24 protein-coding genes are annotated in these 25,948 nt (G+C 67.8%); 15 read left to right on the top strand and 9 right to left on the bottom strand.

Annotation, left to right across the window (positions count from 1 at the left end):
* Nucleotides 1-92: 92 nt before the first annotated feature.
* From DIE06_RS26570 to mnmC, 3 genes are all read right to left on the bottom strand, one after another.
* On the bottom strand, nucleotides 93-1,208 hold the full coding sequence (locus tag DIE06_RS26570; RefSeq protein ID WP_006751345.1) for a YbdK family carboxylate-amine ligase: 1,116 nt from the start codon (nucleotides 1,206-1,208) through the stop codon (nucleotides 93-95).
* A gap of 14 nt (nucleotides 1,209-1,222) precedes the next feature.
* Nucleotides 1,223-2,437: a cation:proton antiporter gene (locus DIE06_RS26565; protein WP_124663923.1), complete on the bottom strand. Its 1,215-nt coding sequence runs from the start codon at nucleotides 2,435-2,437 to the stop codon at nucleotides 1,223-1,225.
* A gap of 673 nt (nucleotides 2,438-3,110) precedes the next feature.
* On the bottom strand, nucleotides 3,111-5,069 hold the full coding sequence (gene mnmC / locus DIE06_RS26550; RefSeq protein WP_124663920.1) for a bifunctional tRNA (5-methylaminomethyl-2-thiouridine)(34)-methyltransferase MnmD/FAD-dependent 5-carboxymethylaminomethyl-2-thiouridine(34) oxidoreductase MnmC: 1,959 nt from the start codon (nucleotides 5,067-5,069) through the stop codon (nucleotides 3,111-3,113).
* Between the two features lie 389 nt (nucleotides 5,070-5,458).
* On the opposite strand from mnmC, the gene DIE06_RS26545 reads away from it, so the two are divergent.
* Nucleotides 5,459-5,737: an HU family DNA-binding protein gene (locus tag DIE06_RS26545; RefSeq protein ID WP_006401505.1), complete on the top strand. Its 279-nt coding sequence runs from the start codon at nucleotides 5,459-5,461 to the stop codon at nucleotides 5,735-5,737.
* 143 nt (nucleotides 5,738-5,880) lie between these two features.
* On the opposite strand, the gene DIE06_RS26540 is transcribed toward DIE06_RS26545, so the two are convergent.
* Both DIE06_RS26540 and DIE06_RS26535 read right to left on the bottom strand, forming a co-directional pair.
* Nucleotides 5,881-7,191 carry a GTP-binding protein gene (locus DIE06_RS26540; RefSeq protein WP_124663919.1) on the bottom strand — a complete coding sequence of 437 codons (1,311 nt, stop codon included), beginning with the start codon at nucleotides 7,189-7,191 and terminating at the stop codon, nucleotides 5,881-5,883.
* 172 nt (nucleotides 7,192-7,363) lie between these two features.
* The gene (locus DIE06_RS26535) at nucleotides 7,364-7,813 is read right to left on the bottom strand and encodes a lytic transglycosylase domain-containing protein (RefSeq protein ID WP_124613203.1); all 450 of its coding nucleotides are present in this window, start codon (nucleotides 7,811-7,813) and stop codon (nucleotides 7,364-7,366) included.
* A 367-nt stretch (nucleotides 7,814-8,180) separates the two neighbouring features.
* Between DIE06_RS26535 and gspD the strand changes: the two genes are divergently transcribed.
* The 3 genes from gspD to gspF are packed head-to-tail and all read left to right on the top strand — an operon-like array spanning nucleotide 8,181 to nucleotide 13,223.
* The gene (gspD, locus tag DIE06_RS26530) at nucleotides 8,181-10,505 is read left to right on the top strand and encodes a type II secretion system secretin GspD (protein ID WP_124663918.1); all 2,325 of its coding nucleotides are present in this window, start codon (nucleotides 8,181-8,183) and stop codon (nucleotides 10,503-10,505) included.
* A complete protein-coding gene (gene gspE, locus DIE06_RS26525; protein ID WP_124663917.1) occupies nucleotides 10,502-12,001 on the top strand; it encodes a type II secretion system ATPase GspE in 1,500 nt (499 codons plus the stop codon). Before gspD ends, gspE begins: the two co-directional genes overlap by 4 nt.
* 4 nt (nucleotides 12,002-12,005) lie before the next feature.
* Complete coding sequence (gene gspF / locus DIE06_RS26520) at nucleotides 12,006-13,223, top strand: type II secretion system inner membrane protein GspF (RefSeq protein ID WP_124663916.1); 1,218 nt, start codon at nucleotides 12,006-12,008, stop codon at nucleotides 13,221-13,223.
* Between the two features lie 30 nt (nucleotides 13,224-13,253).
* Here gspF and DIE06_RS26515 read toward each other — a convergent pair whose 3' ends face one another.
* A complete protein-coding gene (locus tag DIE06_RS26515) occupies nucleotides 13,254-13,664 on the bottom strand; it encodes a type II secretion system protein N (RefSeq protein ID WP_124613199.1) in 411 nt (136 codons plus the stop codon).
* A gap of 176 nt (nucleotides 13,665-13,840) precedes the next feature.
* On the opposite strand from DIE06_RS26515, the gene gspG reads away from it, so the two are divergent.
* The 8 genes from gspG to DIE06_RS26475 are packed head-to-tail and all read left to right on the top strand — an operon-like array spanning nucleotide 13,841 to nucleotide 19,805.
* Nucleotides 13,841-14,293, top strand: coding sequence for a type II secretion system major pseudopilin GspG (gene gspG, locus DIE06_RS26510; protein WP_124663915.1), 453 nt, complete (start codon nucleotides 13,841-13,843; stop codon nucleotides 14,291-14,293).
* 44 nt (nucleotides 14,294-14,337) lie between these two features.
* The gene (locus DIE06_RS26505; protein ID WP_124663914.1) at nucleotides 14,338-14,886 is read left to right on the top strand and encodes a GspH/FimT family pseudopilin; all 549 of its coding nucleotides are present in this window, start codon (nucleotides 14,338-14,340) and stop codon (nucleotides 14,884-14,886) included.
* Nucleotides 14,887-14,888: 2 nt separating this feature from the next.
* A complete protein-coding gene (gspI, locus tag DIE06_RS26500) occupies nucleotides 14,889-15,290 on the top strand; it encodes a type II secretion system minor pseudopilin GspI (protein WP_124663951.1) in 402 nt (133 codons plus the stop codon).
* Nucleotides 15,268-15,972: a type II secretion system protein J gene (locus DIE06_RS26495; RefSeq protein WP_124663913.1), complete on the top strand. Its 705-nt coding sequence runs from the start codon at nucleotides 15,268-15,270 to the stop codon at nucleotides 15,970-15,972. Before gspI ends, DIE06_RS26495 begins: the two co-directional genes overlap by 23 nt.
* A 2-nt stretch (nucleotides 15,973-15,974) precedes the next feature.
* The gene (gspK, locus tag DIE06_RS26490) at nucleotides 15,975-17,087 is read left to right on the top strand and encodes a type II secretion system minor pseudopilin GspK (RefSeq protein WP_124663912.1); all 1,113 of its coding nucleotides are present in this window, start codon (nucleotides 15,975-15,977) and stop codon (nucleotides 17,085-17,087) included.
* A gap of 24 nt (nucleotides 17,088-17,111) precedes the next feature.
* Entirely contained in the window at nucleotides 17,112-18,482 is a 1,371-nt protein-coding gene (gspL, locus tag DIE06_RS26485; protein WP_124663911.1) for a type II secretion system protein GspL, read from the top strand.
* A complete protein-coding gene (gene gspM / locus DIE06_RS26480) occupies nucleotides 18,479-18,985 on the top strand; it encodes a type II secretion system protein GspM (protein ID WP_124663910.1) in 507 nt (168 codons plus the stop codon). Before gspL ends, gspM begins: the two co-directional genes overlap by 4 nt.
* Before the next feature lie 31 nt (nucleotides 18,986-19,016).
* The gene (locus tag DIE06_RS26475; RefSeq protein WP_124663950.1) at nucleotides 19,017-19,805 is read left to right on the top strand and encodes a type II secretion system protein N; all 789 of its coding nucleotides are present in this window, start codon (nucleotides 19,017-19,019) and stop codon (nucleotides 19,803-19,805) included.
* Nucleotides 19,806-19,833: 28 nt separating this feature from the next.
* Here the strand turns inward: DIE06_RS26475 and DIE06_RS26470 are convergent, their stop codons facing one another.
* Together DIE06_RS26470 and DIE06_RS26465 are read right to left on the bottom strand one after the other, a co-directional pair.
* Nucleotides 19,834-21,387 (bottom strand): efflux transporter outer membrane subunit, encoded by a 1,554-nt coding sequence (locus DIE06_RS26470; protein ID WP_124663909.1) that lies wholly within the window; start codon nucleotides 21,385-21,387, stop codon nucleotides 19,834-19,836.
* Nucleotides 21,388-21,656: 269 nt separating this feature from the next.
* Nucleotides 21,657-21,941 (bottom strand): multidrug ABC transporter ATPase, encoded by a 285-nt coding sequence (locus DIE06_RS26465; protein ID WP_124663908.1) that lies wholly within the window; start codon nucleotides 21,939-21,941, stop codon nucleotides 21,657-21,659.
* Nucleotides 21,942-22,115: 174 nt separating this feature from the next.
* Between DIE06_RS26465 and DIE06_RS26460 the strand changes: the two genes are divergently transcribed.
* Nucleotides 22,116-22,604 carry a MarR family winged helix-turn-helix transcriptional regulator gene (locus tag DIE06_RS26460; RefSeq protein WP_124613189.1) on the top strand — a complete coding sequence of 163 codons (489 nt, stop codon included), beginning with the start codon at nucleotides 22,116-22,118 and terminating at the stop codon, nucleotides 22,602-22,604.
* Nucleotides 22,605-22,779: 175 nt separating this feature from the next.
* The gene (locus DIE06_RS26455; RefSeq protein ID WP_124663907.1) at nucleotides 22,780-24,342 is read left to right on the top strand and encodes a DHA2 family efflux MFS transporter permease subunit; all 1,563 of its coding nucleotides are present in this window, start codon (nucleotides 22,780-22,782) and stop codon (nucleotides 24,340-24,342) included.
* A gap of 53 nt (nucleotides 24,343-24,395) precedes the next feature.
* On the opposite strand, the gene DIE06_RS26450 is transcribed toward DIE06_RS26455, so the two are convergent.
* The gene (locus DIE06_RS26450) at nucleotides 24,396-25,322 is read right to left on the bottom strand and encodes a LysR family transcriptional regulator (protein ID WP_124663906.1); all 927 of its coding nucleotides are present in this window, start codon (nucleotides 25,320-25,322) and stop codon (nucleotides 24,396-24,398) included.
* 139 nt (nucleotides 25,323-25,461) lie between these two features.
* Between DIE06_RS26450 and DIE06_RS26445 the strand changes: the two genes are divergently transcribed.
* Nucleotides 25,462-25,938, top strand: coding sequence for a CidA/LrgA family protein (locus DIE06_RS26445; RefSeq protein WP_124663905.1), 477 nt, complete (start codon nucleotides 25,462-25,464; stop codon nucleotides 25,936-25,938).
* Nucleotides 25,939-25,948 lie beyond the last annotated feature (10 nt).

The raw sequence follows: 25,948 nt of genomic DNA, 5'->3' as shown, positions 1-25,948 counted from the left end.
GGACGCCTGCCGACGCGGTGCGCACGAATCGGCGTCGACCGGCGTTCAGCGAATCGCCGCGCGGTCGAGCCTCTAATCTGCAAAACATTTTTTCATTCTCGCCAGCGCAGGCACTGCTGGCGGACCGTCTCGTTCAGCGATTTTTCCTGTTTGAAAACGGTTCTCAACCACGATGCGTCATTCACGCGTGCCTTCGCGAGCGCGCCGATCTCGTCGAGCGCCGCGCGCGAGCCGAGCGCCGCCGCATGCGGCGCAATCCGGTCGAGCGTGTCGAGGATATCTTCCGCGATCGTGCGGCGCTCACCTGTCTGAGGATTGACGCAGGTGCCCTCGAGCCCGAATCGGCACGCTTCGAAGCGGTTGAATGTATAGACGAGATAGTCGTCCTCCGACAGCTTCAGCGGCCGGTCGGTCAGCAGGTAGCGCGCGAGCGTCTGGATGTAGCACGCGATCGCGGCCGCGCGGTCGACCGACAGCGGCGTGTCCATCACGCGCACCTCGATCGTCCCGTAGCCGGGCTTCGGCCGGATGTCCCAGTAAAAGTCCTTCATCGAGTTGACGACGCCCGTGTTGACCATCTTCGTGAAGTACTCCTCGAAGCTGTCCCAGGTCAGCACGAACGGCGCGCGGCCCGATAGCGGGAACGCGAACACCGAATTCAGGCGCGCCGAATGAAAGCCGGTGTCGACGTTCTGCACGAACGGCGACGACGCGGACAGCGCGATGAAGTGCGGAATGAAGCGCGACATCGAGTGCAGCAGGAACAGCGCGCTGTCCGGATCGGGGCAGCCGATGTGCACGTGCTGGCCGAACACGGTGAACTGCTTCGCGAGATAGCCGTACAGCTCGGAGATGTACTGGAAGCGCGGCGCGTCGTAGATCTGCCGGTCGCTCCACTGCTGGAACGCATGCGTGCCGCCGCCGCACAGCCCGACGTTGAGCTGGTCGGCCGCCTTCACGAGCACGTCGCGGATCGCGTGCAGCTCGGAGACCGCCTGCTCGTGCGAATGGCAGATGCCGGTCGACAGCTCGATCATGCTCTCGGTGATTTCCGGCGTGATGTTGCCGGGGAAGGTCTCGCCCTGGATCAGGCGCATCAGGTCGGATGCCGCCTTGGTCAGGTCGTAGTTGTGCGTGTTGACGACCTGGATCTCCAGTTCGACGCCGAACGTGAACGGTTCGGAATTGACGAAGGTTTCGAGTGCCATGGCAGGTTCCGGAATCAGTTTCTGTCGCTGCGTTCGCTGACCGCCGACAGGCAGCGGTAGACGACGAACGGGCTGACGAGCTGCAGGATCACGATCGTGCACATCACGATCGCGCGCAGGTGCGGGTCGAAATTCGGATAGAGCTGGTAGGTGTCGTCGACGAGCAGGTACGACAGCGCGGACATCGGTGTCAGCGCGATGCCGAGCGCGACGCCCTGCTTCATCCCGAGCCCGCTCGGCTTCGCGAACGCGACGACGCCGGCGAGCTTGGCGGCGAGCCGCGTGACGATCAGCGCGATCGCGAGCAGGCCGCCGAGCGCGATGTCGCCCCACGTGAACGACGTGAGCGTGAGCACGAACAGGATCACCGTCAGCAGCCAGCCGGCCGTGCCGAAGTGCTCGGGCCACAGCTGCGGCCGCGCTTCGAGGTTCTTCACGATGATGCCGGCGAGCAGCAGCGTGAGCAGCGTCGACAGCTTCAGCGCCTGAGCCACCGCGATCGCGAGCATCACGAGCCCGAACAGCGCGACGAACGAGTGCTCGTCGCGCATCGTCGCGGTCATGTGACGGAACAGGTAATTGCACGCCCGCGCGACCAGGTACGCGACGATGAACGAACCGACGATCAGGTAGACGGGTTGCAGGATCGTCGCGAAAACGTTCCCGTACGCTTCCTGGTGGAGCCAGCTCGTGACGAGCTTGGTCAGCACGATCGCGTACACGCTGTTCAGCGCGGTCAGCGTGATGAGGCGCTGCGACACCTGCCCTTCCGCGCGCAGTTCGGTCTTGAGCTGGATCACCATCGACGGCGACGTCGCGATCGCGATCGCCGACAACACGAGCGCGACCATGCCCGACACGCCGAGCGCGAGCATCACGAACAGCACGAGCACGAACGTCAGGGTTGCCTCCGCGAGGCTCGATGCAATCAGCCACGGATTGCGGCGAATCCATTTCAGGTCGAGACGGCTGCCGAGCTCGAACAGCAGCAGGCCGAGCGCGACGTCGATCAGCAGCCGCGAGGTTTCGTCGGTGCTCGCGTCGATCACGCCGAATCCGAACGAACCGGCGATGAGACCGATCACCGCATAACCGGTGATGCGCGGCAGCCGCCATGCGCGATAGCACAGCTCGCCACACAGACCGGCCGCGAACAACGCGAGCCCGGCCCAGAACACGGCATCCGGCGCGAGCGGCCAGTTGGGCAGGAATGAGAACGCCGACTTCATCGTGGTGACTTCTCCTTTGGAAGCAATCGCCAGCGGCGCGGGGTCAAGCGTCAGAAATGAGATGCGAGCCGGCTGGGTATCGCCCCGAGTGTGATTGTTGTGGTCGACGACGGCGGGACATGGGATCCGCCTCTTCCGCCATCCGGCGGACTGTCGTTCAGGCTGCCGATCTGGATTGTCGGCCTGGTGTGTGAACGGACTGCGCAGTCTCGAAGATTCAGATTCGAAATCGAGCCGACCGTTCCATTGAAGCATGTCCGGCGCTTGGCCGAACGAACGCGAAGGAAACCGATTGTGCCACAGCTTTTTCGCTCCGGAACCGATTGAATCGACTCGCGGCGCTGTGAGGCACCACAGGTCTTTGGTTTCAATGGTTTACTTGTATATATACGTAGTAGAAGTTAACAAGACGCGCACAGTTCTGTGGATAACTTCAGTTTACGCAACAAGATCAAGGTGTTGGCGCAGCCATAACCCGTTGCACAGGCTGTTTGCTCACAGAGGTTTGAGTTGAGCAACTTTGGGGCCGCTTCGTGGCTGTGCCGAGTTGCCCAGTTTACGTCCACTGTGATTGCACACGAAGTGCGTGCGGATTCCGTGCGGTTATCCACAGCGTCGAGTGGATAACCTTGCGCGGAAAAATCGAAGTACTGTGAGGATTCGGCTGACGAGATCAGCCGATCTGGCGGCCGCGCAGCGCGCGGATCAGGAACCGGGCCGGATCGACGGCATCGGCGAGTTCACGCTCGAGCGGCAGCGGCTCGCCTTCGAGTTGCGACGCAATCAGCTCGGCGCCGAGCGCCGCCCATACCAGGCCGCGGGAGCCGTAGCCGAATGCGCCGTAGAGGCCCGCGGTGCGCGGCAGGTCGCGCGCCTTCGCACCGCTCAGCGCGCGTGCGTTCGCGACGGCCTGCGCTTCGTCGGCGAGCGGGCCGATCACCGGCACGCGATCGGCGACGACCCAGCGAAACGCGACGCGCCCGCGCAGCGTTTCGACGTCCGGCAACTCGCCGATCAGGCCCGGCAGCAGATGCCGGACGCGCGCGATATTTTCGATATGTCCGGCAGTGCGCATCGCCGGATCGAGGTCGTCGGGTTCGAACGTCGCGCCGATCAGCAGCGTGCCGTCGTCGAGCGGCACGGCATAGCCGTCGCCGATCGCCGGACACGTTAGCGGCGCCGTGCTGCCGGGCGGCAGCAGCGTGAGCTGGCCGCGCACCGGTTGCAGCGCGACATGCCGCAGGCCCGCGAGACGCACGGCGTCACCCGCATTCGCGAGCACGACGACCGGCGCTTCGGCGAGCGTCGCGCCTGCCGCATCGACGGCGCGCCACGTGTCGCCGTCACGCTCGAGTCGCGCGACTTCGGTGCCGGCCAGCAGTGTCACGCGTTCACCGGCCGCCGCGACCTGTGCGGCGCAGAGCCCGGCCGGCCATACGGCGCCGCCGTGCGGAAACAGCAGGCCGCCATGTGCGACCGGCAGGTTCAGATGCGCGCGGGCGGCGTCGGTGTCGAGCAGCGACACATAGTCGGACGGTGCGCCGAGCGCATCGAACGCATCGCGCATCCGCACGAAATCGTCCGCCGATTCCGCGAGATGGATCATCCCGCGTGTGCTGCGCGCAAACGTGTGGCCGGCGTTCTCGAGCGCGCGCCAGCGTGCGAGCGCATGCAGGAAACCGCTGCGCGTGAGGCGGCTCGCGACGTTGTCGTCGCGCGTCATCAGTGGATGGAATACCCCGGCCGGATTGCCCGATGCATCGCTCGCGATCCGCTCGTGCCGCTCGATCAGCGTGACGTTCCAGCCGCGTGAGGCGAGCCGTTCGACGACCGCGCAACCAGCCAGCCCGGCGCCGATCACGATCGCGTCGCGCGCGGCGACCGGCAATGCGCGCGGCGGTTCGTGCCGGCGCATCCGCCAGCGCGGGGCATATTCGCCGACGCGCAGCGCGGGTTCGCCGGCGCAATCGTCGACCTCGCGACTCGTGAAACCCGTTTCCTCGAGCGTTTGTTTCACGGCATCGTCGCGCGAATGCGTCGCATAGGTTGCCCCAACGCCGGCGATGCGTGCGAATGCGCGCGTCACGTCGGCCGACAGCAAATCGCCATACTCGGCGGACACGACGTTGCCGAGATAGAACGCATCGGCGCGCGCGACGAACCGTTGCAGCATGTCACGCGCGTCGCCGAATGCAAGCGTGAGCACCACGCGCCCTTCGTCGAATTCGAGCCGATGCAGGCCGGGCACATGCATCGGCCACGCATCGAGCAGCGTATCCGCGTATTCCGATATGGTTGTGCCCGCAACGATATGTGAAATGGCGCGTTGCAGGTCCTCGCGCGAGAACGGATGCGGTTCGACCGCGACGAAATGCAGCCGCTCGCAGCGTGCGGGATCGTCGCGCCACGCGGCCCACGTCGCGAGGAAATGGCCGCCCGTGCCGAATCCCGTCTCGACGACCGTGAACGTGCGGCGGCCGCGCCAGCGGGCCGGCAGCCCGTTGCCGGCGAGCATCCGGTTCGCGTGCGCGCGTGCGCGCGAGGCGTCGCGACGGAGCTCGCCGTACTCGGGCGAGACCAGAATGCCGTCGTCGCGGCGGGCGAGCGTGGCGGGAACGAGTCGGTCGGTCATGCGAAACAAAAAACGTGGCAGCCAAGCCTGGCAAGGGATTGCGCGGAGGCGTCCGGCGGGCCGTTGGCAAAAACCAACGGCGTTGCGCGGTGGCGGACCCGACTGCATACCCTGTCCGGTTGGCGCAGGTCAAAAAACGGGCAATCGACGATTCATTCGGCGAAATACCGATGAAAATCTTTGAAACCCTTGTCGTTATTGGGTTTGCGCTGCGCTATCATAGCAACGCCGTACCGCGGGGTGGCCGCCGGCAAGCCGGACGGCACGTCGCGCGGGCCAGGATTCGGCGCTGTGCCATCGAAGTCTGACTCTCGACGGCACGGTTCGCGCACGTATAATCGGCGCGTTCGCGCTGTTCGTGTCAAACCTAACCTGAAAAAGGAACCTTAATGAACAAACAGGAACTGATCGACGCCGTCGCCGCCCAAACGGGCGCCAGCAAGGCTCAAACCGGCGAAACGCTGGACACGCTGCTCGAAGTCATCAAGAAGGCCGTGTCGAAGGGTGATGCGGTTCAGCTGATCGGCTTCGGCAGCTTCGGTTCGGGCAAGCGCGCAGCACGTACGGGCCGCAACCCGAAGACCGGCGAAACCATCAAGATCCCGGCAGCCAAGACGGTCAAGTTCACGGCTGGCAAGGCGTTCAAGGACGCCGTCAACAAGCGTTGATTCAGCGCCTGTTCCAGGAAAAAAACCCGCCTTTCGGCGGGTTTTTTGTTGGACGCGCGCGGCATTTTCGCCACAGTTCGCGCCGCTCTTGCAAGATTTAACGGTTCCTTCCGCAGGCCGTTTTTACCGCGGTTTACCGCGTATTACGCGTGCACGATCTGCGTGTCGCCGGGATCGTCGTCGTGCGCATCGACATCCCACACCGGGAACGGATCGTCGAACGCGGTCCATTGCGCCGCACCGAGTGCGAATTCCGCATCGGTGAGCAGGCATGCGTCGAGTTTCGCGCGCCATGCGTCGGCATCGAGCCCGATGCCGATCAGCACGAGTTCCTGACGGCGATCGCCAACCGAACGGTCGTCGAGGTCGCCCTGCCACTCCGTGCGAATTTCAGCGAGCAACTCGTCGTCGTCCGGCCATTCCGTGCGATCCTGCGCGGCCCACCAGAGGCCCGCCGGGCCATGCCGGCATACGCCGCCCGCCTGCGACAACGAACCCGCGATGTCGTTGCGCGTCGCGAGCCAGAAAAAGCCCTTGCTGCGCAGCACGCCCGGCCACTCCTGATGCAGCAGCGCCCAGAGTCGTGCCGGATGAAACGGCCGGCGCGCGCGGTAAACAAAATTGCCGATGCCGAATTCGTCGGCTTCGCCATGCACGTGCGCGTGATGCGGGTCGTGGCACTCGGGATCGTCGCAATGCGTGTGATCGTGATCGAGTGACGCGAGCCAGCCCGGCGCGTTCGCGGCTTCGTCGAAATCGAAACGTCCGGTGTTCAGCACTTCGTCGAGCGGCACGTTGCCGAACGTCGACACGACCTGGTGCGCGCGCGGGTTGAGCCGCGCGAGGATGTGCTGCAGGCGCGCGCGTTCTTCCGCGCCGACGAGGTCGGTCTTGTTGATCACCAGCACGTCGCAGAACTCGATCTGCTCGATCAGCAGCTCGACGAGCGTGCGATCGTCTTCGTCCGAGGCGGCGATGCCGCGTGTCGCGAGCGCGTCGTCGGATCCGTAGTCGCGCAGGAAATTGTAGGCGTCGACTACGGTGACGAGCGTGTCGAGCCGCGCGACGTTCGACAGCGATGCGCCGTCGTCGTCGACGAACGTGAAGGTTTCGGCGATCGGCATCGGCTCCGCGATGCCGGTCGATTCGATCACGATCGCGTCGAAGCGGCCGTCCGCCGCGAGATTGCGGATCTCGACGAGCAGGTCGTCGCGCAGCGTGCAGCAGATGCAGCCGTTCGACATCTCGACGAGGCGTTCCTCGACGTGCGACAGCGCCTGCGCATCGCGCACGAGCGATGCGTCGATGTTGACCGCCGCGAGATCGTTGACGATCACGGCGACTTTCAGGCCCGCGCGGTTCGCGAGGATGTGATTGAGCAGCGTGGTCTTGCCGGCGCCGAGGAAACCGGACAGCACGGTGACGGGCAACGGCTGGTTCATTGCCGGGTTCATAACGATTTGCACCAACGGAAAAGATGAAAAAGCGGCCGCGGCGCCCTGGCGGGGCGCGATCAGCCCGAAGCCGGTCGCCCGGGGCCAGTCGAAACCGCGGCGTGAGCCCGCATTGTGCATCAAACGCGCGCCGGCCGAGCGGCCCGGCGTCAGCCCACGCTGCGTCGTGGCGTCACTGCTCGGGCGGCAGCAGCTTCCACTGCGCCAGGATCCCGGCGATCTGCCGCGCGTACTTGTCGCGCAGCGACGGCGTTTCGGAATGATAGGCGCCGACGGCCTGCCATGTGTTGCCGTAGCGATTCATCTTCTGGCGCAGGTGCCACGCGGCGATGTAGACGTTCTTGCACGGCTGCATCAGCGTGTCTCGGCCGATGCCGTAGCGCGACAGCGTCGGCAGGTGGATCGAATTGATCTGCATCAGGCCGTAGTCGACCGAGCCGTTCGTATTCTTGTTCAGCGCGTCGGGCCGGTTGCGCGACTCCTGCCACGCGATCGCGCGGAGGATCAACGGATTGACCTTCTGGTACCGGGCGGCCTCGTCGAAACAATCCGCGCGAGCGTTCCCGCAGGCGAACCACACGCCGGCGGCGATCAACGCGATCGAAGCGAACCGTCTGTTCATGGAGCGGAAACGAAAAGGGAATGACGCAAGGATCGGGAAAACCCGTGGCTGTTATCCGTACGACCGGAAACGCGCCGACCGTATCATACCGACAGTCCGTCACGTGACGACATGCAAAAGACGGCAGCCCGTTTATACCGCATTTCCGTGTCGATTCATCGCAAAACGACGGCGATGGCCGGAATGCCGAGGCGGTGCCGGAATCTTACATATTGCATACGGTATGTCGGATAGATGTCGTTTGTGAGACAGTCCTCGGATCAATGTGATATTTCGGACATGAAAAACTGCTAATGTCGCCTCTTTAGGACTTGGATCCCAGCACTACCGCCGGAAGTGGCCTGAGCCGGCATCGACCCATTCATCCATGACAAGAAATCGCTTCGTTATGCGGCGCATCGCCACGACCCTGATGGTCGCCGGCATCATCGTCTCGCAGGCCGCCTACGCTCAGGTCACGCTCAATTTCGTGAATGCGGATATCGACCAGGTCGCCAAGGCGATCGGCGCCGCAACCGGCAAGACCATCATCGTCGACCCCCGCGTGAAGGGGCAGCTCAATCTCGTGGCCGAGCGGCCGGTGCCGGAAGACCAGGCGCTGAAGACGCTGCAGTCGGCGCTGCGCATGCAGGGCTTCGCGCTCGTGCAGGATCACGGCGTGCTGAAGGTCGTGCCGGAGGCCGACGCGAAGCTGCAGGGCGTGCCGACCTATGTCGGCAATGCGCCGCAGGCGCGCGGCGACCAGGTCATCACGCAGGTGTTCGAGCTGCACAGCGAATCGGCGAACAACCTGCTGCCGGTGCTGCGGCCGCTGATCTCGCCGAACAATACGGTCGCCGCCTACCCGGCGAACAACACGATCGTCGTCACCGACTATGCGGACAACGTGCGCCGCATCGCGCAGATCATCTCGGGTATCGACAGCGCCGCCGGCGCGCAGGTTCAGGTCGTGCCGCTGCGCAACGCGAACGCGATCGACCTGGCCGCGCAACTGCAGAAGATGCTCGACCCCGGCGCGATCGGCAACAGCGACGCGACGCTGAAGGTGTCGGTCACGGCTGACCCGCGCACCAACTCGCTGATGCTGCGCGCATCGAGCGCCTCGCGCCTCGCGGCGGCGAAGCGCCTCGTGCAGCAGCTCGACGCGCCGAGCGCGGTGCCCGGCAACATGCACGTCGTGCCGCTGCGCAATGCCGACGCGGTGAAGCTCGCGAAGACGCTGCGCGGGATGCTCGGCAAGAGCGGAAACGAAAGCGGCTCGTCGGCGTCGTCCAACGATGCGAACAGCTTCAACCAGAGCGGCGGCTCGTCGTCGAGCGGCAACTTCTCCACCGGCACGTCGGGCACCCCGCCGCTGCCGTCCGGCGGGCTCGGCGGTTCGTCGTCGTCATCGTCGTACGGCAGCGGTGCGTCGGGCAGCGGCGGCCTCGGCAGCGGCGGCCTGCTCGGCGGCGACAAGGACAAGGGCGACGACAATCAGCCCGGCGGGATGATCCAGGCCGATGCGGCAACCAATTCGCTGATCATCACCGCATCCGATCCGGTCTACCGGAACCTGCGCTCGGTGATCGACCAGCTCGACGCGCGGCGTGCGCAGGTCTACATCGAAGCGCTGATCGTCGAGCTGAACTCGACGACGCAGGGCAACCTCGGGATCCAGTGGCAGGTGGCGAGCGGCCAGTTCCTCGGCGGCACGAACCTGAACCCCGCGCTAGGCCTGGGCAACAGCATCATCAACCTGACGACCGGCGGCACGGCCGCCACCACGGGGCTGGCCGCCAATCTCTCGAACCTGAGCCAGGGCCTCAACATCGGCTGGCTGCACAACATGTTCGGCGTGCAGGGGCTCGGTGCGCTGCTGCAGTATTTCTCGGGCGTGGCCGACGCAAACGTGCTGTCGACGCCGAACCTGGTCACGCTCGACAACGAGGAAGCGAAGATCGTCGTCGGCCAGAACGTGCCGATCGCGACCGGTTCGTATTCGAACCTGACGAGCGGCACGACGAGCAACGCGTTCAATACGTACGACCGGCGCGACGTCGGCCTGACGCTGCACGTGAAGCCGCAGATCACCGACGGCGGGATCCTGAAGCTGCAGCTCTACACGGAAGATTCGGCCGTCGTCAGCGGCACCACCAACGCGCAGACCGGCCCGACCTTCACGAAGCGCTCGATCCAGTCGACGATCCTGGCCGACAACGGCGAGATCATCGTGCTCGGCGGCCTGATGCAGGACAACTACCAGGTGACGAACAGCAAGGTGCCGCTGCTCGGCGACATCCCGTGGCTCGGCCAGCTGTTCCGTTCGGAATCGAAGCAGCGCCAGAAGACCAACCTGATGGTGTTCCTGCGTCCGGTGATCATCTCCGATCGCAGCACCGCGCAGGAAGTCACGGCCAACCGCTACGACTACATTCAGGGCGTGACGGGTGCGTACAAGTCGGACAACAACGTGATCCGCGACAAGGACGATCCGGTCGTCCCGCCGATGCCGCTCGGTCCGAGCCAGGGTGGAACGCCTGCGGGCAACCTGTTCGACCTCGACAAGATGCGCCGTCAGCAGATGCAGCGCCAGGTGGCGCCGGTGCCGGCCCAGCCGCTGCCGGAGCAGACGCCCGTGCAGCCGCAGAGCGTGCCGCAGCAGTCGGTGCCGCAACAACCGCTGACCGCCACGCCGGGAGCCTCGCAGTGAGCGACGTGTTCGCGTCCTCGCCCCAAGACGGCGCGCCCGGCGAGCGGCAGCCGCCGTCGCCGCTCGCCGCGCGCCTGCTGCCGTACGGCTTCGCGAAGAGCGGCCAGGTGCTGATCGCGCACCAGCTCGACGACACACTCGAGGTGTGGATCAGCGAACGCACGAACGATGCGGCGCTCGCCGAAATCGCGCGCAACTTCGGCTCGATCTCCGTGCATCGCGTGCCGGCCGACGAGCTCGCGCAGGCGATCAACCAGGCCTACGCGCGCCACGACGGCAGCGCGGCGCAGATCGTCGGCGAGGTCGAAGGCGAAGTCGACCTGTCGCGGCTGATGCAGGACATTCCCGAAGTCGAGGATCTGCTCGAATCGGAAGACGACGCGCCGATCATCCGGATGATCAACGCGCTGCTCACGCAAGCGGCGCGCGAACAGGCATCGGACATTCACATCGAGCCGTTCGAGAATGCATCGGTCGTGCGGTTTCGCGTCGACGGCACGCTGCGCGACGTCGTGCGTCCGAAGAAGGCGCTGCACGGCGCGCTGATCTCGCGGATCAAGATCATGGCGCAGCTCGACATCGCAGAGAAACGTTTGCCGCAGGACGGCCGCATCACGCTGCGCGTCGGCGGCCGGCCGGTCGACGTGCGGGTGTCGACGCTGCCGACCGGGCACGGCGAGCGCGCGGTGCTGCGTCTGCTGGAAAAGGATGCGCAGCGCCTGAACCTCGAAGCGCTCGGGATGGGCCGCGACACGCTCGGCCAGTTCGACAAGCTGATCGGCCGCCCACACGGGATCGTGCTGGTGACGGGCCCGACCGGCTCGGGCAAGACGACGACGCTGTATGCGTCGATGTCGCGGCTCGAGACGGCGACGACCAACATCATGACCGTCGAGGACCCGATCGAATACGACCTGTCCGGCATCGGTCAGACGCAGGTGAACGAGCGGATCGGGATGACCTTTGCCCGCGCGCTGCGTTCGATCCTGCGCCAGGACCCGGACGTGATCATGATCGGCGAAATCCGCGATCTCGAAACCGCGCAGATCGCGGTGCAGGCATCGCTGACGGGCCACCTCGTGCTCGCGACGCTGCACACCAACGACGCGGCATCGGCCGTCACGCGTCTGACCGACATGGGCGTCGAGCCGTACCTGCTCGCGTCGTCGCTGCTCGGCGTGCTCGCGCAGCGCCTGGTGCGCCAGCTCTGCCCGGTCTGCAAGGAAGCGCGGCAGGAGGAAGGCCGCACCGTGTGGCATCCGGTCGGCTGCGACAAGTGCGGGCATTCGGGCTACACGGGGCGGCGCGGCGTGTACGAACTGCTGGTGGTCGACGATTCGATCCGCACGCTGATCCACCGCAACGCGGCCGATGCCGAGATTCTCGCCGCGGGCCGCGCGGAAGGGATGCGCACGCTGCGCGACGACGCGGAACGCTGGCTCGCGGCCGGCGCGACCTCGCTCGAGGAAGTGCTGCGCGTGACGGGAGGCGCATAGCGCGATGTCGGCATTCCGTTTCGAAGCAATCGATTCGGCGGGGCGCGCGCAGAAGGGCGTGATCGATGCCGACAGCGCGCGCGCCGCGCGCGGCCAGCTGCGCACGCAGGGGCTCACGCCGCTCGTCGTCGAGCCGGCCGCCAGCGCGAGCCGCGGCGCGCGCTCGCAGCGCCTCGCGTTCGGCCGCAAGCTGTCGCAGCGCGAGCAGGCGATCCTCACGCGCCAGCTCGCAAGCCTGCTGATCGCGGGGTTGCCGCTCGACGAGGCGCTCGGCGTGCTCACCGAGCAGGCCGAGCGCGACTACATCCGCGAACTGATGGCCTCGATCCGCGCGGAAGTGCTCGGCGGCCATTCGCTCGCGAATGCGCTGGGCCAGCATCCGCGCGACTTCCCGGAAATCTACCGCGCGCTCGTCGCGGCCGGCGAGCACACCGGCAAGCTCGGCATCGTGCTGTCGCGCCTCGCCGACTACATCGAACAGAGCAACGCGCTGAAGCAGAAGATCCTGCTCGCGTTCACGTATCCGGGGATCGTCACGCTGATCGCGTTCGGCATCGTCACGTTCCTGCTGAGCTACGTCGTGCCGCAGGTCGTCAACGTGTTCGCGAGCACGAAGCAGCAGCTGCCGGTGCTGACGGTCGTGATGATGGCGCTGTCGGATTTCGTGCGGCACTGGTGGTGGGCGATCCTGATCGCGGTCGCGCTCGTCGTGTGGTTCGTGAAGGCGACGCTGTCGCGCGACGGGCCCAGGCTCGCGTTCGACCGCTGGGTGCTGACCGCGCCGCTCGCGGGCAAGCTCGTGCGCGGCTACAACACGGTGCGCTTCGCGAGCACGCTCGGCATCCTGACCGCGGCCGGCGTGCCGATCCTGCGCGCGCTGCAGGCGGCCGGCGAGACGTTGTCGAACCGCGCGATGCGCGCGAACATCGACGATGCGATCGTGCGCGTGCGCGAAGGCTCCGCGTTGTCACGCGCGCTGAACAACGTGAAGACGTTCCCGCCGGTGCTCGTGCACCTGATCCGCTCCGGCGAAGCGACGGGCGACGTGACGACGATGCTCGATCGCGCGGCGGAAGGCGAGGCGCGCGAACTCGAGCGGCGCACGATGTTCCTGACGAGCCTGCTCGAGCCGCTGCTGATCCTGGCGATGGGCGGCATCGTGCTCGTGATCGTGCTGGCCGTGATGCTGCCGATCATCGAGCTGAACAACATGGTGCAGTGACGGCCTGACCGCCGGTCAGGCCACCGCCGTTCAACGCATGTAGATCGCGGGGGACGGCGTGTTCGCGGGGAGCTGGATTTCGGCGCGGGCGCCGTTGCGGTCGACGATGATCGACCGGCTGCGGACTTCGGCGAGCTTCGCGCCGGATGTGACCTCCGCACCGAGCGACACGGCACGCGGCGGTTCGCCGCCGACGCCGACGATCGCTGCGCCGCCATGATCGAGCGCGAGAATGCCGAACAGGTGGATGTCCTGCACGGGATTCTTGTCGAGCTGTCCGCCGAAGAGCGCGGCGGCGTCCTCCGTGCGGATCGGCAACCGCGCGGCGGCGGCGGGCAGCGGCGCTTCGCGGGCCGACAGCGTGACGACCCAGTAGGTGGCCGTCGCGCACAAACCCGCGAAGAGGGCTAGGGAGAGGATCCGGATCGAGAGCGCGTTCATGCGCGCTATTGTACGGATGTATATGAAATTTGCGTTGGGTGAAAGCCCTCGGCGATGCGCGCCTTACAATGCGTGCTCCGCGTCCGGGGAAACGGAAGCTGGCCGTCAGGCAAACGTTCGTCATGCGCCGGGCGCGTCACTCAATCGACGATATTTTTTGGAAGAGGTAGTCAGTCATGCAAACGTGGATCACTCGCCGTAATGCGGCCGTGCGCCGTCAGCGCGGTTTCACGCTGATCGAGATCATGGTGGTGGTCGCGATCCTCGGGATCCTGGCGGCACTGATCGTGCCGAAGATCATGAGCCGTCCCGACGAGGCGCGCCGCATCGCCGCGAAGCAGGACATCGGCACGATCATGCAGGCGCTCAAGCTGTACCGTCTCGACAACGGCCGCTATCCGTCCCAGGAGCAGGGTCTGAACGCGCTGATCCAGAAGCCGACCACCGATCCGATTCCGAACAACTGGAAGGACGGCGGCTATCTCGAGCGCCTGCCGAACGATCCGTGGGGCAACGGGTACAAGTACCTGAACCCGGGCGTGCACGGCGAGATCGACGTGTTCAGCTACGGCGCGGACGGCAAGGAAGGCGGCGAAAGCAACGACTCCGACATCGGTTCGTGGCAGTAAGCCTGCGCTGACCGCGCCCGACATTCGTCTCCGTTCTTCACATCATGCCCGCCCTTCGCACGCCCTCGCGCTCCGCACGCGCTCGCCGCGATGCCCGCGACGGCCGCGTGCGTCGCGGCTCGGCCGTGACCGCGGCACACGCGCGTGGACGCGGCTTCACGCTGCTCGAGATGCTGGTCGTGCTCGTGATCGCGGGCCTGCTGGTGTCGCTCGCGTCGCTGTCGCTGACGCGCAATCCGCGCACCGACCTGCGCGAGGAAGCGCAGCGCATCGCCCTGCTGTTCGAGTCGGCCGGCGACGAGGCGCAGGTGCGCGCGCGCCCGATCGCGTGGCAGCCGACCGCGCACGGCTTCCGTTTCGACGTGAGCTCGCCCGACGGCTGGCGCACGCTGCGCGACGACCTGCTGCGCCCGCGCGACTGGGACGGCGGCGTCACGGGCGCCGACATCGACTATCCCGGGTCCGACACGCGCGCGAGCCGCGTCGTGTTCGGCACCGAAAGCATCGACGCGCCGGTGCGCGTGACGCTGCATTCGGCGGTTGGCAGCGCGACGATCGTCGGCACGGGCAACGGCCGCTACGAGGTGCAATGACGATGCGTCGTCGCCTGCCCTTTCCGGTTTCTTCCTCGCGTGGCTTCACGATGATCGAGGTGCTGGTCGCGCTCGCGATCATCGCGGTCGCGCTCGCCGCGTCGATCCGCGCGGTCGGCACGATGGCGACCAATGCGTCCGATCTCCATCGCCGGCTGCTCGCCGGCTGGAGTGCCGACAACGCGCTCGCGCAGCTGCGCCTCACGCATGCGTGGCCGGAGGTCGGCGAGCAGAACTTCGACTGCTCGCAAGGCAACGTGCAGCTGGTCTGCACGCAGCGCGTGAGCACGACGCCGAACCCGGTGTTCCGGCGCGTGCAGGTGTCGGTGAGCATGCCGGGGCACGCCGGCGTGCTCGCGCAAATGGTGACGGTGGTCGCGAATGAAACCAGCCGTCCGCTCTGACGCGCCGATGCGGCGCCGGCCCCTGCGCTCCGTCGGCTCGCGCCGCGTGCGAGGCTTCACGCTGATCGAACTGATGATCGCGATCGCGATCCTCGCGGTGGTCGCGATCCTCTCGTGGCGCGGGCTCGACCAGATCATGCGCGGCCGCGACAAGGTCGCGTCCGCGATGGAGGACGAGCGCATATTCGCGCAGATGTTCGACCAGATGCGCATCGACGCGCGGCTCGCCGCGACCGACGACGAAGCCGGCCAGCCGGCGATCGGCGTCGCCGGCAACACGCTGCAGATCGTCCGCGAACTCGACGTGCCGGGCGCCGCGCCGCGGCTGCAGGTGGTCCGCTACCGGATCGCCGGCGGGCGTGTCGTGCGCTATGCGTCGCCGCCGCTCGACGACGCGAACCGCCTGCGCGACGTGCTGAAGGACAGCAGCGTCGACGGCTGGAGCTGGGTCGCGCTGATGGGCGGCGTCGGTGCGATCGACGCGAAGCTGTACGTGCCGCGCGTCGGCTGGACCACCAATCTGCAGGCGGCCAGCGATGCACTGTCGCAGAACAACGATGCGCTGAAGGTGCCGCAGATCGGCAACGCGCCGCCGGCGCGCGCGGTGACCGGGCTGCAGGTCAGCATCGGCGCGACGTCGCTGCGTGTGCCCGTCACGCGCATCTTCCTCGTCGGGGAATGACGATGCGCGCGCGCCCTCACCGTTCCCGGTTCGCCGCGCGTGGCGCCGCACGCGCACGCCGCGAGCGCGGCGCGGCGATCATCACCGCGCTGCTCGTCGTCGCGCTGTCGGCGATCCTCGTGTCGGGGATGCTGTGGCGCCAGCAGGTGCAGATTCGCCGCATCGAGAACCAGCGCGTGATCGCGCAGGCGCAATGGGTCGCGCGCGGCGCGCTCGACTGGACGCGCATGATCCTGCGCTCCGAAGGCGACACGGCGCCCGGCGTCACCTATCTCGGCGGGATCTGGGCCGTGCCGATCGCGAAGACCAAGCTGTCGGACTTCCTCGGCCGGATCGGCGCGCCGAACGACACCGGCGGCGAAGACACCTACATTTCCGGATCGATCGAGGACGCACAGGCGAAGTACAACCTGCGCAACCTCGTGTCGTCGCCGACGCCCGGCGTGCTGCAGCTCAACGCGATGCAGCTCCAGGCGTTCCAGCGGCTGCTGACGACGCTCGGCTACGACGGCGCGCTCGCGAAACGGATCGCGCTGCAGATGCGCGCGGGCCTGATGCACTCGGCGACGCGTTTCCAGACACCGGCGCTGCCCGGCGCCGGGACGGCCGCGACCGCGCCGGTGCCCGGCGGCGACATGGCCGGCAATTTCACCGACGAGCCGGGGATGTCCGACAGCGACCGCGGGCCCGCGCCGCTCGTGATGACCGGCGTCGACAGCCTGCTGGACATCGACGGCGTGACGCCCGAGATGGTCGCGCGGCTGCGCCCGTTCGTCACCGTGCTGCCGACCACGACGCCGGTGAACATGAACACCGCGCCGGCCGAGGTGATCGCGGCGCTGGTGCCGGGGATGAGCGTGTCGTCCGCGCAGGCGCTCGTGTCGCGCCGCGAGACCGTGTTTTTCCGCAACGTCGGCGACGTGCAGCTCGCGCTGCGCGGCGCCGGCGCGCCGAACGTGACGATCGACTCGAGCCTCGTCGACGTCAATTCGAGTTATTTCATCGTGCATGGCCGGATTCAGCACGATCGCGCGGAGGTCGATCGCACCTCGCTCGTGTATCGTGATCCGACCGCGCACTCGACGCGGGTCGTGCGCATCCGCGACCAGCTATAACGACGCCATTCGGGAGAGGAGCTCTTGAGCACGCTGATTGTTTCTTTGCCGCCGCGCGAGCCGGCCGTGCCGTTGCAGGAGTGGCAGTGGCCCGAACTGCCGTTCACGCTCGTGGACAAGGCCGGCCACGTGCAGCGCTCGGGCCGTGCCGCGCTCGCGCTGCTGCCGCGCGCGAACGCGACGGTGCTGATCGTCGCCGCGCGCGACGTGCTGCTGCTGGCCGCGACCGTGCCGCCGCTCAAGGGGCCGAAGCTGCGCCAGGCACTGCCGAACATCGTCGAGGATCAGCTGATCCAGGATCCGCTCGGCTGTCATATCGCGCTCGATCCGGTCGCGCTGCCCGACGGCCGCCGCGTGCTGGCCGTCGTCGATCGCGCGTGGTTCCGCGCGATCTGCGACGCGTTCGCCGCGGCCGGCCACCGGCACCTGAGCGCGGTGCCCGCGACGCGCTGCCTGCCTGCGCCGCGCACGCCGGCGGAGCCCACGCTCGGCGCACCTGCCGACGGTGAGGCCATCAACGCCGACGCGGTCGCGGACGCGGATGAGCCGCCCCCCCGCCCGACGGCGGTGGCCGTGGTGCTCGGCCTCGCGACGCCGGTCGAACCGCTGCTCGTGGAAGCGGGCGCACAGCCGGCCGCGGCCGGTGCGCCGCGTCTCGAACTCGCGGTCGCGCGCGGCGCGCTCGGTGAAGGTTTCGCGGCACCCGCGGCACGCGCTGGCGGCACGCTGGCCGCACTCGCGGGCGGCGGCGACGTCGAACTGTACGAGCTCGGCGAACCGGGCGCGGAGCCGCGCCTCGCGTCGGCCGGACGCGCCGACGGCCCGCTGCTGCCGGGCGCGCAACCGCTGTCGTTCGATGCGTTCGCGCGGCGGGCGCTGACCGAGCGCTTCGATCTGTGCCAGTTCGAATTCGAATCGCAGCCGTGGCGCTTCGACCGCGCGACGATGAAGCGCCTGCGTGTGCCGATCGCACTCGCCGCGGCCACGCTTGGCGTCGCGGTGATCGGGATGAACCTGCACTGGTGGAAGCTGTCGCGCGAGCGCGACGCGCTGTCCGCGCAGATCACCGAGACGCTGCTGTCGGCCTTCCCGAAGACGACGACGGTGCTCGATCCGCCCGCGCAGATGCAGCGTCAGCTCGACCAGCTGCGCCTCGCGGCCGGCGAGCTGTCGCCGAACGACTTCCTCGCGCTGTCGAGCGGGCTGTCGCGTTCGATGGGCGCGCTGCCGCTCAACGGAATCGCGTCGCTCGATTATCACGACCGGCGGCTCGACGTCGGCTTCAAGCCGGAGGTCAAGGTCGACCCCGATTTCCCGCAGCGTCTCGCGCGCAACGGGCTGGCCGGCGAAGTCGACAGCAGCACCGGCAAATGGACGATCCGGAGCCGCTCATGAAGACCGAACAACTGAACCAGACGCTGGCCCAGTTCTGGGGCGAGCGCACGCCACGCGAGCGGACGCTGCTCGGCTGGGGCGGCACCGTGCTGGCCGTCGCGATCGCGTATTCGGTGCTGTGGTCGCCCGCGCAGGAAGGCCGCGCGCGCATCCGCCACGAGCTGCCGACGATGCGCCGCGAGCTCGCGCAGATGACCGCGCAGGCCAACGAGGCGAAGTCGCTGACGGCCGCCGCGCAAGGCGTCGCGCCGACCGGCCTCGCGCTGAAGGACGCGCTCACCGCGTCGCTGTCCGATCACGGGCTGCAGGGCGCGCAGCTGCAGGTCGTCGGCAACGGCGTGCAGATCCAGATAAAGAACGCCCCGTTCCCGGTGTGGACGCAGTGGCTCGACGACGCGCGCCGGCAGTTCAAGGTGCAGGTCGGCGAAGCGCACGTGACCGCGCTGAAGGAAGACGGTCAGGTCGACCTGACGGCCGTGATGCAACCCTCGACGCAGAAATGACGCGGTGGATGAAACCAGCGACGGTCGGCCGATGAGGCCAGGGATCAGGCGGCTCGTCGCCGCATTGCCGTGGGTGGTGGCAGGCGGGTTCGCGACGGCGCTGACGCTCGTCGCGCTCGCGCCGGCCGCATGGATCGCGCCGCAGTTCGCGCGCGCGACCGGCGGCCACGTGAATCTCGTCGATCCGGACGGGTCGCTATGGCATGGTTCGGGCACGCTGATGCTCGCACCGGGCGCCGACCAGGGCGCGGCGACGCTGCTGCCGGGCCGGGTCGAATGGACCACCGGCTTCTGGCCGCTCCTGACCGGGCGCGTGCGGATGCGCATGCGGCAGACCGAGGCGATGCCCGACGCCGTCACGCTGGATGCGACGTGGCGTGGCGCGGTGCTGTCGGCGGGCGCGATGACCGTGCCCGCGTCGCTGCTCGCCGGGCTCGGCACGCCGTTCAACACGCTCGACCTGCAGGGCGACGTGCGGCTCGGCTGGACCGACTGGCGGATGATCGGCAACAACGCGTTCGGCCAGCTGACGGTGACGATCGATTCGATGAGTTCGCGCGTGTCGCGCGTGAAGCCGCTCGGGTCGTACCGTGCGGTACTGCAGGCGAAGGGTTCAGGCGCCGATCTCGACCTGTCGACGACGCAGGGCCCGCTGTTCCTCGACGGACACGGCAGCTTCGGCCCCGGCCAGGGTTCGTTCCGCGGCACCGCGCATGCGGCGCCCGAGCAGCAGGCGAACCTCGCGGGGCTGCTGAACCTGCTCGGTCATCCGATGGGTAACAACCAGGTGTCGCTGATCTTCGGCGACGCGACGCGCTGAACGCGCGCCGGCCCCCTCCTTTTCTCCGTTACTTTTGCGCGAGCGGCACCGCGGCCGACGGTGCGGTCGCGGCCGGCGCCGCCGCACCGGATGCCGGTACCGGTGCAGGTGCCGCCATGTCGCCCGTTTCGCGCGCCATGTCCGACGCATCCCAGCCGCCGCCGAGCGCCTTCACGAGCCCGACCGACGACACCATCCGCTGGCCGGCGATCGTCGCGAGCTTCTGCTGCGCGGTGAATGCGGTGGTTTGCGCGGTCAGCACGTTCAGGTAGGCGACCGTACCGGCCTTGTACTGGTTCGTGACGATCGCGAGCGCGTGCTCGGCGCTGTCGACGGCCTGCCGCTGCACGTCGACTTCCTGCGCGAGGACGCGCTGCGACGCGAGGTTGTCCTCGACGTCCTGGAACGCGGTGAGCACCGCGAGACGGTACGCGGCGACGTCCTGGTCGTAGGTCGCGCGCGCGGCATCGGTCTGCGCGGCGCGCAGGCCGGCGTCGAACAGCGTCGCCGCGAGCTGCGGGCCGACCGTCCAGAACCGCGCGGGCAGCGTGAACAATTGCGACCACACCGAGCTCTGGAAGCCGCCGGTGGCCGACAGCGTGAGCGTCGGGAAAAACGCGGCGATCGCGACGCCGATCTGCTCGTTCGCGGCGGCCGCGCGGCGCTCGGCCGCCGCGATGTCGGGGCGGCGCTCGAGCAGCGCGGACGGCACGTCGACCGGCGTGATCGGCGGTTCCGCCGCGAGCGGGTTCGGCGGCAGCGAGAACGTCGATGCCGGTTCGCCGATCAGTGTCGCGATCGCATGCTCGTACTGCGCGCGCGCGACGCCGTTGTCGATCGACGCGGCCTGCGCGCTCTGCAGCTGCGTCTGCGCCTGGATCACGTCCGCGCGCGCGGCGACGCCCTGCGCGTACTGGTTCTGCGTAAGCTTCAGCGATTCGCCGTACGACTTCACGGTGTCGTCGAGCAGCTTCTGCAGCGAATCGGACGTGCGCAGATGGAAGTAGGTCTGCGCGAGCAGCGCCTGCTGTGACAGCCGCGCGTTCGCGAGATCGGCCGCGGCGGCCGCCTCGCCGGCGCGCTGCGCGCTGACGCCGCGGCTCACCTTGCCCCACAGGTCGGGCTCCCAGCTCGCATCGAGGCCGACGCTGTAGCTGTTGCTGATCGACGCGCTGCTGCCGAAGCTCGACGACGTAGACGTGCGCCCGGTGCGGGAGCGCGAGCCCGACGCGGTCAGCCCGACGGTCGGGAAATACGCGGCACGCGCTTCGGCGACGAGCGCGCGTGCCTGCCGGTATGCGGCGGCCGATTGCGCGATGGTCTGGTTCGATGCGTTGAGCTTGCCGATCAGCGCGTCGAGCGATTGATCGTTGTAGACGGTCCACCACGGGCCGCGGTCGGCCCGGTCGGCGGGCTGCGCGACCTTCCAGCCGGCCGGCGCTTCCTTGAAGGCGGCGGGGATCGACGTGTCGGGCCGGTGATAATCGGGCCCGACGGCGCAGCCGGCGAGCAGCACGGCCATCGCAACGGCGACGGCGGCGCTCAGCGGGCGAAGGGCGCGCGGGAGGGGGGCGTACGGCATCGTGGTTTTCCTGTCTGGGTGCTGCGGCCGGCGAGCGGCGTCGCGCGATGCGGCCGTGGTGCCGCTGGCGGACAAATGGTAACTGACGGCGGGGAAGCTGCGCAGCCCTAAGGGTACGGTGCGCGGCGGCACGAATGTGTTACCGGCGCGGCCAGCCGGTTTACAGGTCATTACGGATCGCTTGCGCGCGAGGCAGGCATCGAATGCGGCGCAGGCGACGCCGGGCCGCGGGGGCGCGGCCGGCGTTCAGTCGGGATGATGGTGCGGTGTCAGTGACAGCGCACGGGCACCGGGACGGGATCGGCGGCGGACCGCCATGTCGACGGCTCCGTTGCCGCCGGCTGGCTCATGCGGCGGGTGGTGCCCTTCGGGTTGCGTTGCCGGCGATGATCGAACCATGCGAACCCGAGTGCCGCGAGCGATCCGCCCGGTACCGCCAGCATCGTCACGTACAGCGCGATCTTCCAGCCGCGGTGCGGCCCGGGGAACACATGATGAGCGGTATCGGTCAGGTTGCGGCGCAGCGCGCCGGCGGCATTTTTCAGGAACAGCATCGCGAACATCCTCGGGGGCCCGGCAGCGCGGGCTAAGCGGTCAGAACATCGTCTCCGGCAGTGCAGCATGCACGTCGTAACTGGTTGCCTGAAATAATATTGACTAAGCAATCATTTTTCAAGATACTGGGCGCGTTTTGACCTGAAACGCACTGTTGCTGCGCGCGCAATCGCATGAACGGCGGCCTCTACGATCCCGACACCATCGCGCTGGAAACGAGCCTCGGTTACTACCTGACCAAGGCCCGGCAGGCGCTCGTCGAGCGCATGGATCGCGCGCTCGAGCCGTATGACCTCACCGCGCAGCAGATCGGCGTGATCCTGCTGCTGTCGCGCGGCTATGCGCGCACGCCGTTCGAGCTGTCACGCAAGATGTCGTACGACAGCGGCTCGATGACCCGGATGCTCGACCGTCTCGAGCGCAAGGGCCTGGTCGCGCGCTCGCGCAGCGAACAGGACCGCCGGGTGATCGAACTGACACTGACCGAACGCGGCGCCGAGGCGGCCCGCGCGCTGCCGTCGTTGATCGCGACCGCGCTGAACGCGCAGCTCGCCGGCTTCTCGGCCGACGAACTCGCGCTGCTCACCGGCCTGCTGCAGCGGTTCATCGCCAACGGGCCCGGCGACGCCGGCTGCCCGAAGCCCGACGAACCGGATTGCTGAGCGTGGGAGGCCCGATGTCTAGGTTAAGCATTCGCTTATTTCTCTGTCTGGGCAGAAGATGACAAGGCACGTGCTCCGTCTCTCCCCTGACCCGTTCCACCTGGCCGGGCCGCGCGATATCGTGCGCCCGTGCGTCGTACCGGCGCGTTGCACGCGCCGCGTCTAGGAGATTCCGATGTCCGCCACCACGGCATCCGCCGCGCCTCCCGCCGCCCAACCCGCGCCGCTGACCGGCGGCGCGCTCGCGCTCCTCACCGTCGGGCTCGCGCTCGGCACCTTCATGGAAGTGCTCGACACATCGATCGCGAACGTCGCGGTGCCGACCATCTCGGGCAGCCTCGGCGTCGCGACGAGCGAAGGCACATGGGTGATCTCGTCGTATTCGGTCGCGTCCGCGATCGCGGTGCCGCTGACCGGCTGGCTCGCTCGGCGGGTCGGCGAGGTGCGCCTGTTCACGCTGTCGGTGCTCGCGTTCACGATCGCGTCGGCGCTGTGCGGCCTCGCGTCGAACTTCGAGACGCTGATCGCGTTCCGGCTGCTGCAGGGCCTCGTGTCCGGGCCGATGGTGCCGCTGTCGCAGACGATCCTGATGCGCAGCTACCCGCCCGCGAAACGCGGGCTCGCGCTCGGGCTATGGGCGATGACGGTGATCGTCGCGCCGATCTTCGGCCCGTTGCTGGGCGGCTGGATCAGCGACAACTACACATGGCCGTGGATCTTCTACATCAACCTGCCGATCGGCATCTTCTCCGCGGCCTGCGCGTACTTCCTGCTGCGCGGCCGCGAGACGAAGACGACGAAGCAGCGGATCGACGCGATCGGCCTCGCGCTGCTCGTGATCGGCGTGTCGTGCCTGCAGATGATGCTCGACCTCGGCAAGGACCGCGACTGGTTCAACTCGAGCTTCATCGTCGCGCTCGCGCTGATCGCGGTCGTGTCGATCGCGTTCATGCTCGTGTGGGAGGCGACCGAGAAGGAACCGGTGGTCGACCTGTCGCTGTTCAAGGACCGCAACTTCGCGCTCGGCGCATTGATCATCTCGTTCGGCTTCATGGCGTTCTTCGGCTCGGTCGTGATCTTCCCGCTGTGGCTGCAGACGGTGATGGGCTACACGGCCGGCAAGGCCGGCCTCGCGACCGCGCCGGTCGGGCTGCTCGCGCTGGTGCTGTCGCCGCTGATCGGGCGCAACATGCACCGGCTCGACCTGCGGATGGTCGCGAGCTTCGCGTTCATCGTGTTCGCGGGCGTGTCGGTCTGGAATTCGACGTTCACGCTCGACGTGCCGTTCAACCACGTGATCCTGCCGCGGCTCGTGCAGGGGATCGGCGTCGCGTGCTTCTTCGTGCCGATGACGACGATCACGCTGTCGAGCATCTCCGACGAGCGGCTCGCGAGCGCGTCGGGGCTGTCGAACTTCCTGCGCACGCTGTCCGGCGCGATCGGCACCGCGGCCAGCTCGACGTTCTGGGAGAACGATGCGATCTACCACCACGCGCGGCTGTCGGAATCGGTGAGCGTCTACGCGCAGAACACGACCGACTATCAGGGCGCGCTCACGCAGCTCGGGATCGTCGGGCAGACGGCCAACGCGCAGCTCAACCAGCTGGTCACGCAGCAGGGCTTCATGATGGCGACCAACGACTTTTTCCACCTGTCGGCGGGCGTGTTCATCGCGCTCGCGGCGCTCGTGTGGATCACGAAGCCGAAGAAGGGCGCGGGGCCGGCGATGGGGCACTGAACGGCGGCGGCCCGCCCGTTCCCCGGCCCGTCCTGCCGCCCGCGTCGCTGGCCTCACTCCCTCGCCCGCAACCCGCCGAACGCCAGATCGTCGCCCGACGCGATCGGCAGCGTCGCCCGCGCGACTTCGAGCCACGCCCGCGCCGCGTGCGACAGGTACCCCTTCTTCAGCCAGCCGAGCGCGATCGCCCACGTGATCTCCGGCTCGACGATCGGCCGGCACGTGAACTGCCGCGTATCGAGCCGCCGGCAGTACGGCTCCGGCAACAGCGCGATGCCGACGCCCGCGTGCACCAGCGCCGCCATGAAATCCCAGTGGCCGCTGCGGCTCACGATCGACGGCGTGAAGCCGACCTGCCGGCACGCGTCGAGCACCGCATCGTGCAGCGCGAGGCTTTCCGCGTAGAACACGAACGACTCGCGCGCGAGATCGGCGAGCGGCACGGCCGCGTGATCCTCCCAGCGCGACTCGCGCGGCGCGACGAGCCACAGCGGCGCGCGCACCATCGGCAGCCGGTCGAACGTGGCGGGATCGACCGGCTCCAGCAGCCCACCAAGCTCGAGCTCGCCCGACATCAGCGCGGCCTCGATCATCCGCGCGCCCTGCTCGAACAGCTTCAGCTCGATGTTCGGATAGCGCTGCTTGTACGCGGCGATGATCGGCGTGAACAGCGACCCGCCGAGCGGCGGAATCCCGATCGTCAGCTCGCCGCGCCCGAGCGTGCCCAGATCGTTCAGCTCGGACTGCAGCTGCGCCTGCGCGGCGAGCACGTCCTGGCCGCGCTGGAACACGATCCGCCCCGCGTCGGTCAGCACCATCTGCCGGCCGTCGCGCAGCAGCAGCGGCGAGCCGATCTCGTCCTCGAGCGCCTTCACCATCTTGCTGATGGTCGGCTGCGTGACGAACAGGCGGTCGGCGGCGGCCGTGAAACTCTGCTGACGAACCACCTCGACGAAGTACCGCAGCGCGCGCAATTCCATCGATCACTCCCCAGGTTGGTGCAGCACACACAAGTGAATTCCGAATTGGAATGACAAGGATAGAGACAAGTCATTTTATTTATGGTTAGGGGAAACCCTATACTCACTCCATCGACGAAATACCTGTATGGAGCCCGCCATGACCCAGCCGACCGCCACTGCCGCCGCCCGCCCCGCCGCTTCGGGCAATGTTGCGCGTACGAGCCGGATCGTGCTGCAGTCCGCCGCGCTCGGTGTGCTGTGGATGGCGGTCGACTGGGCGGTTCGCGCCATCGGGCTGCCGGTGCCGTCCGGCGTCGTCGGTCTCGCCGTGCTGCTCGTGCTGCTGTTCTCGGGCGGCGTCGCCCCCGCATGGGTGAAGGACGGCGCGAACTGGCTGCTGTCCGACATGCTGCTGTTCTTCGTGCCGGCCGCCGTCGCGGCGGTCAAGTACGGCGGGCTGTTCCGCGAGGACGGCTGGCGCATCGCGCTGGTCATGCTCGCCGGCACCGCATTCGTGATGGTCGCGGTGGCGGTGGCGGTCGACCTCGCCGCGAAGCTCGAACGCCGGCTCGCCGCGCAGCGCGTGTTCGCCGAACGCCGCCGCGCACGCGTCGCCACCGTGTCGGCCCACTGAGCCGGAGCCT

The sequence above is a fragment of the Burkholderia sp. Bp8998 genome (genome assembly GCF_003854235.1).
In the GTDB taxonomy this organism is placed as follows: domain Bacteria; phylum Pseudomonadota; class Gammaproteobacteria; order Burkholderiales; family Burkholderiaceae; genus Burkholderia.
Note: the sequence above shows the minus strand (reverse complement) of the source record. Positions and strands in the feature narration are given on the sequence as shown.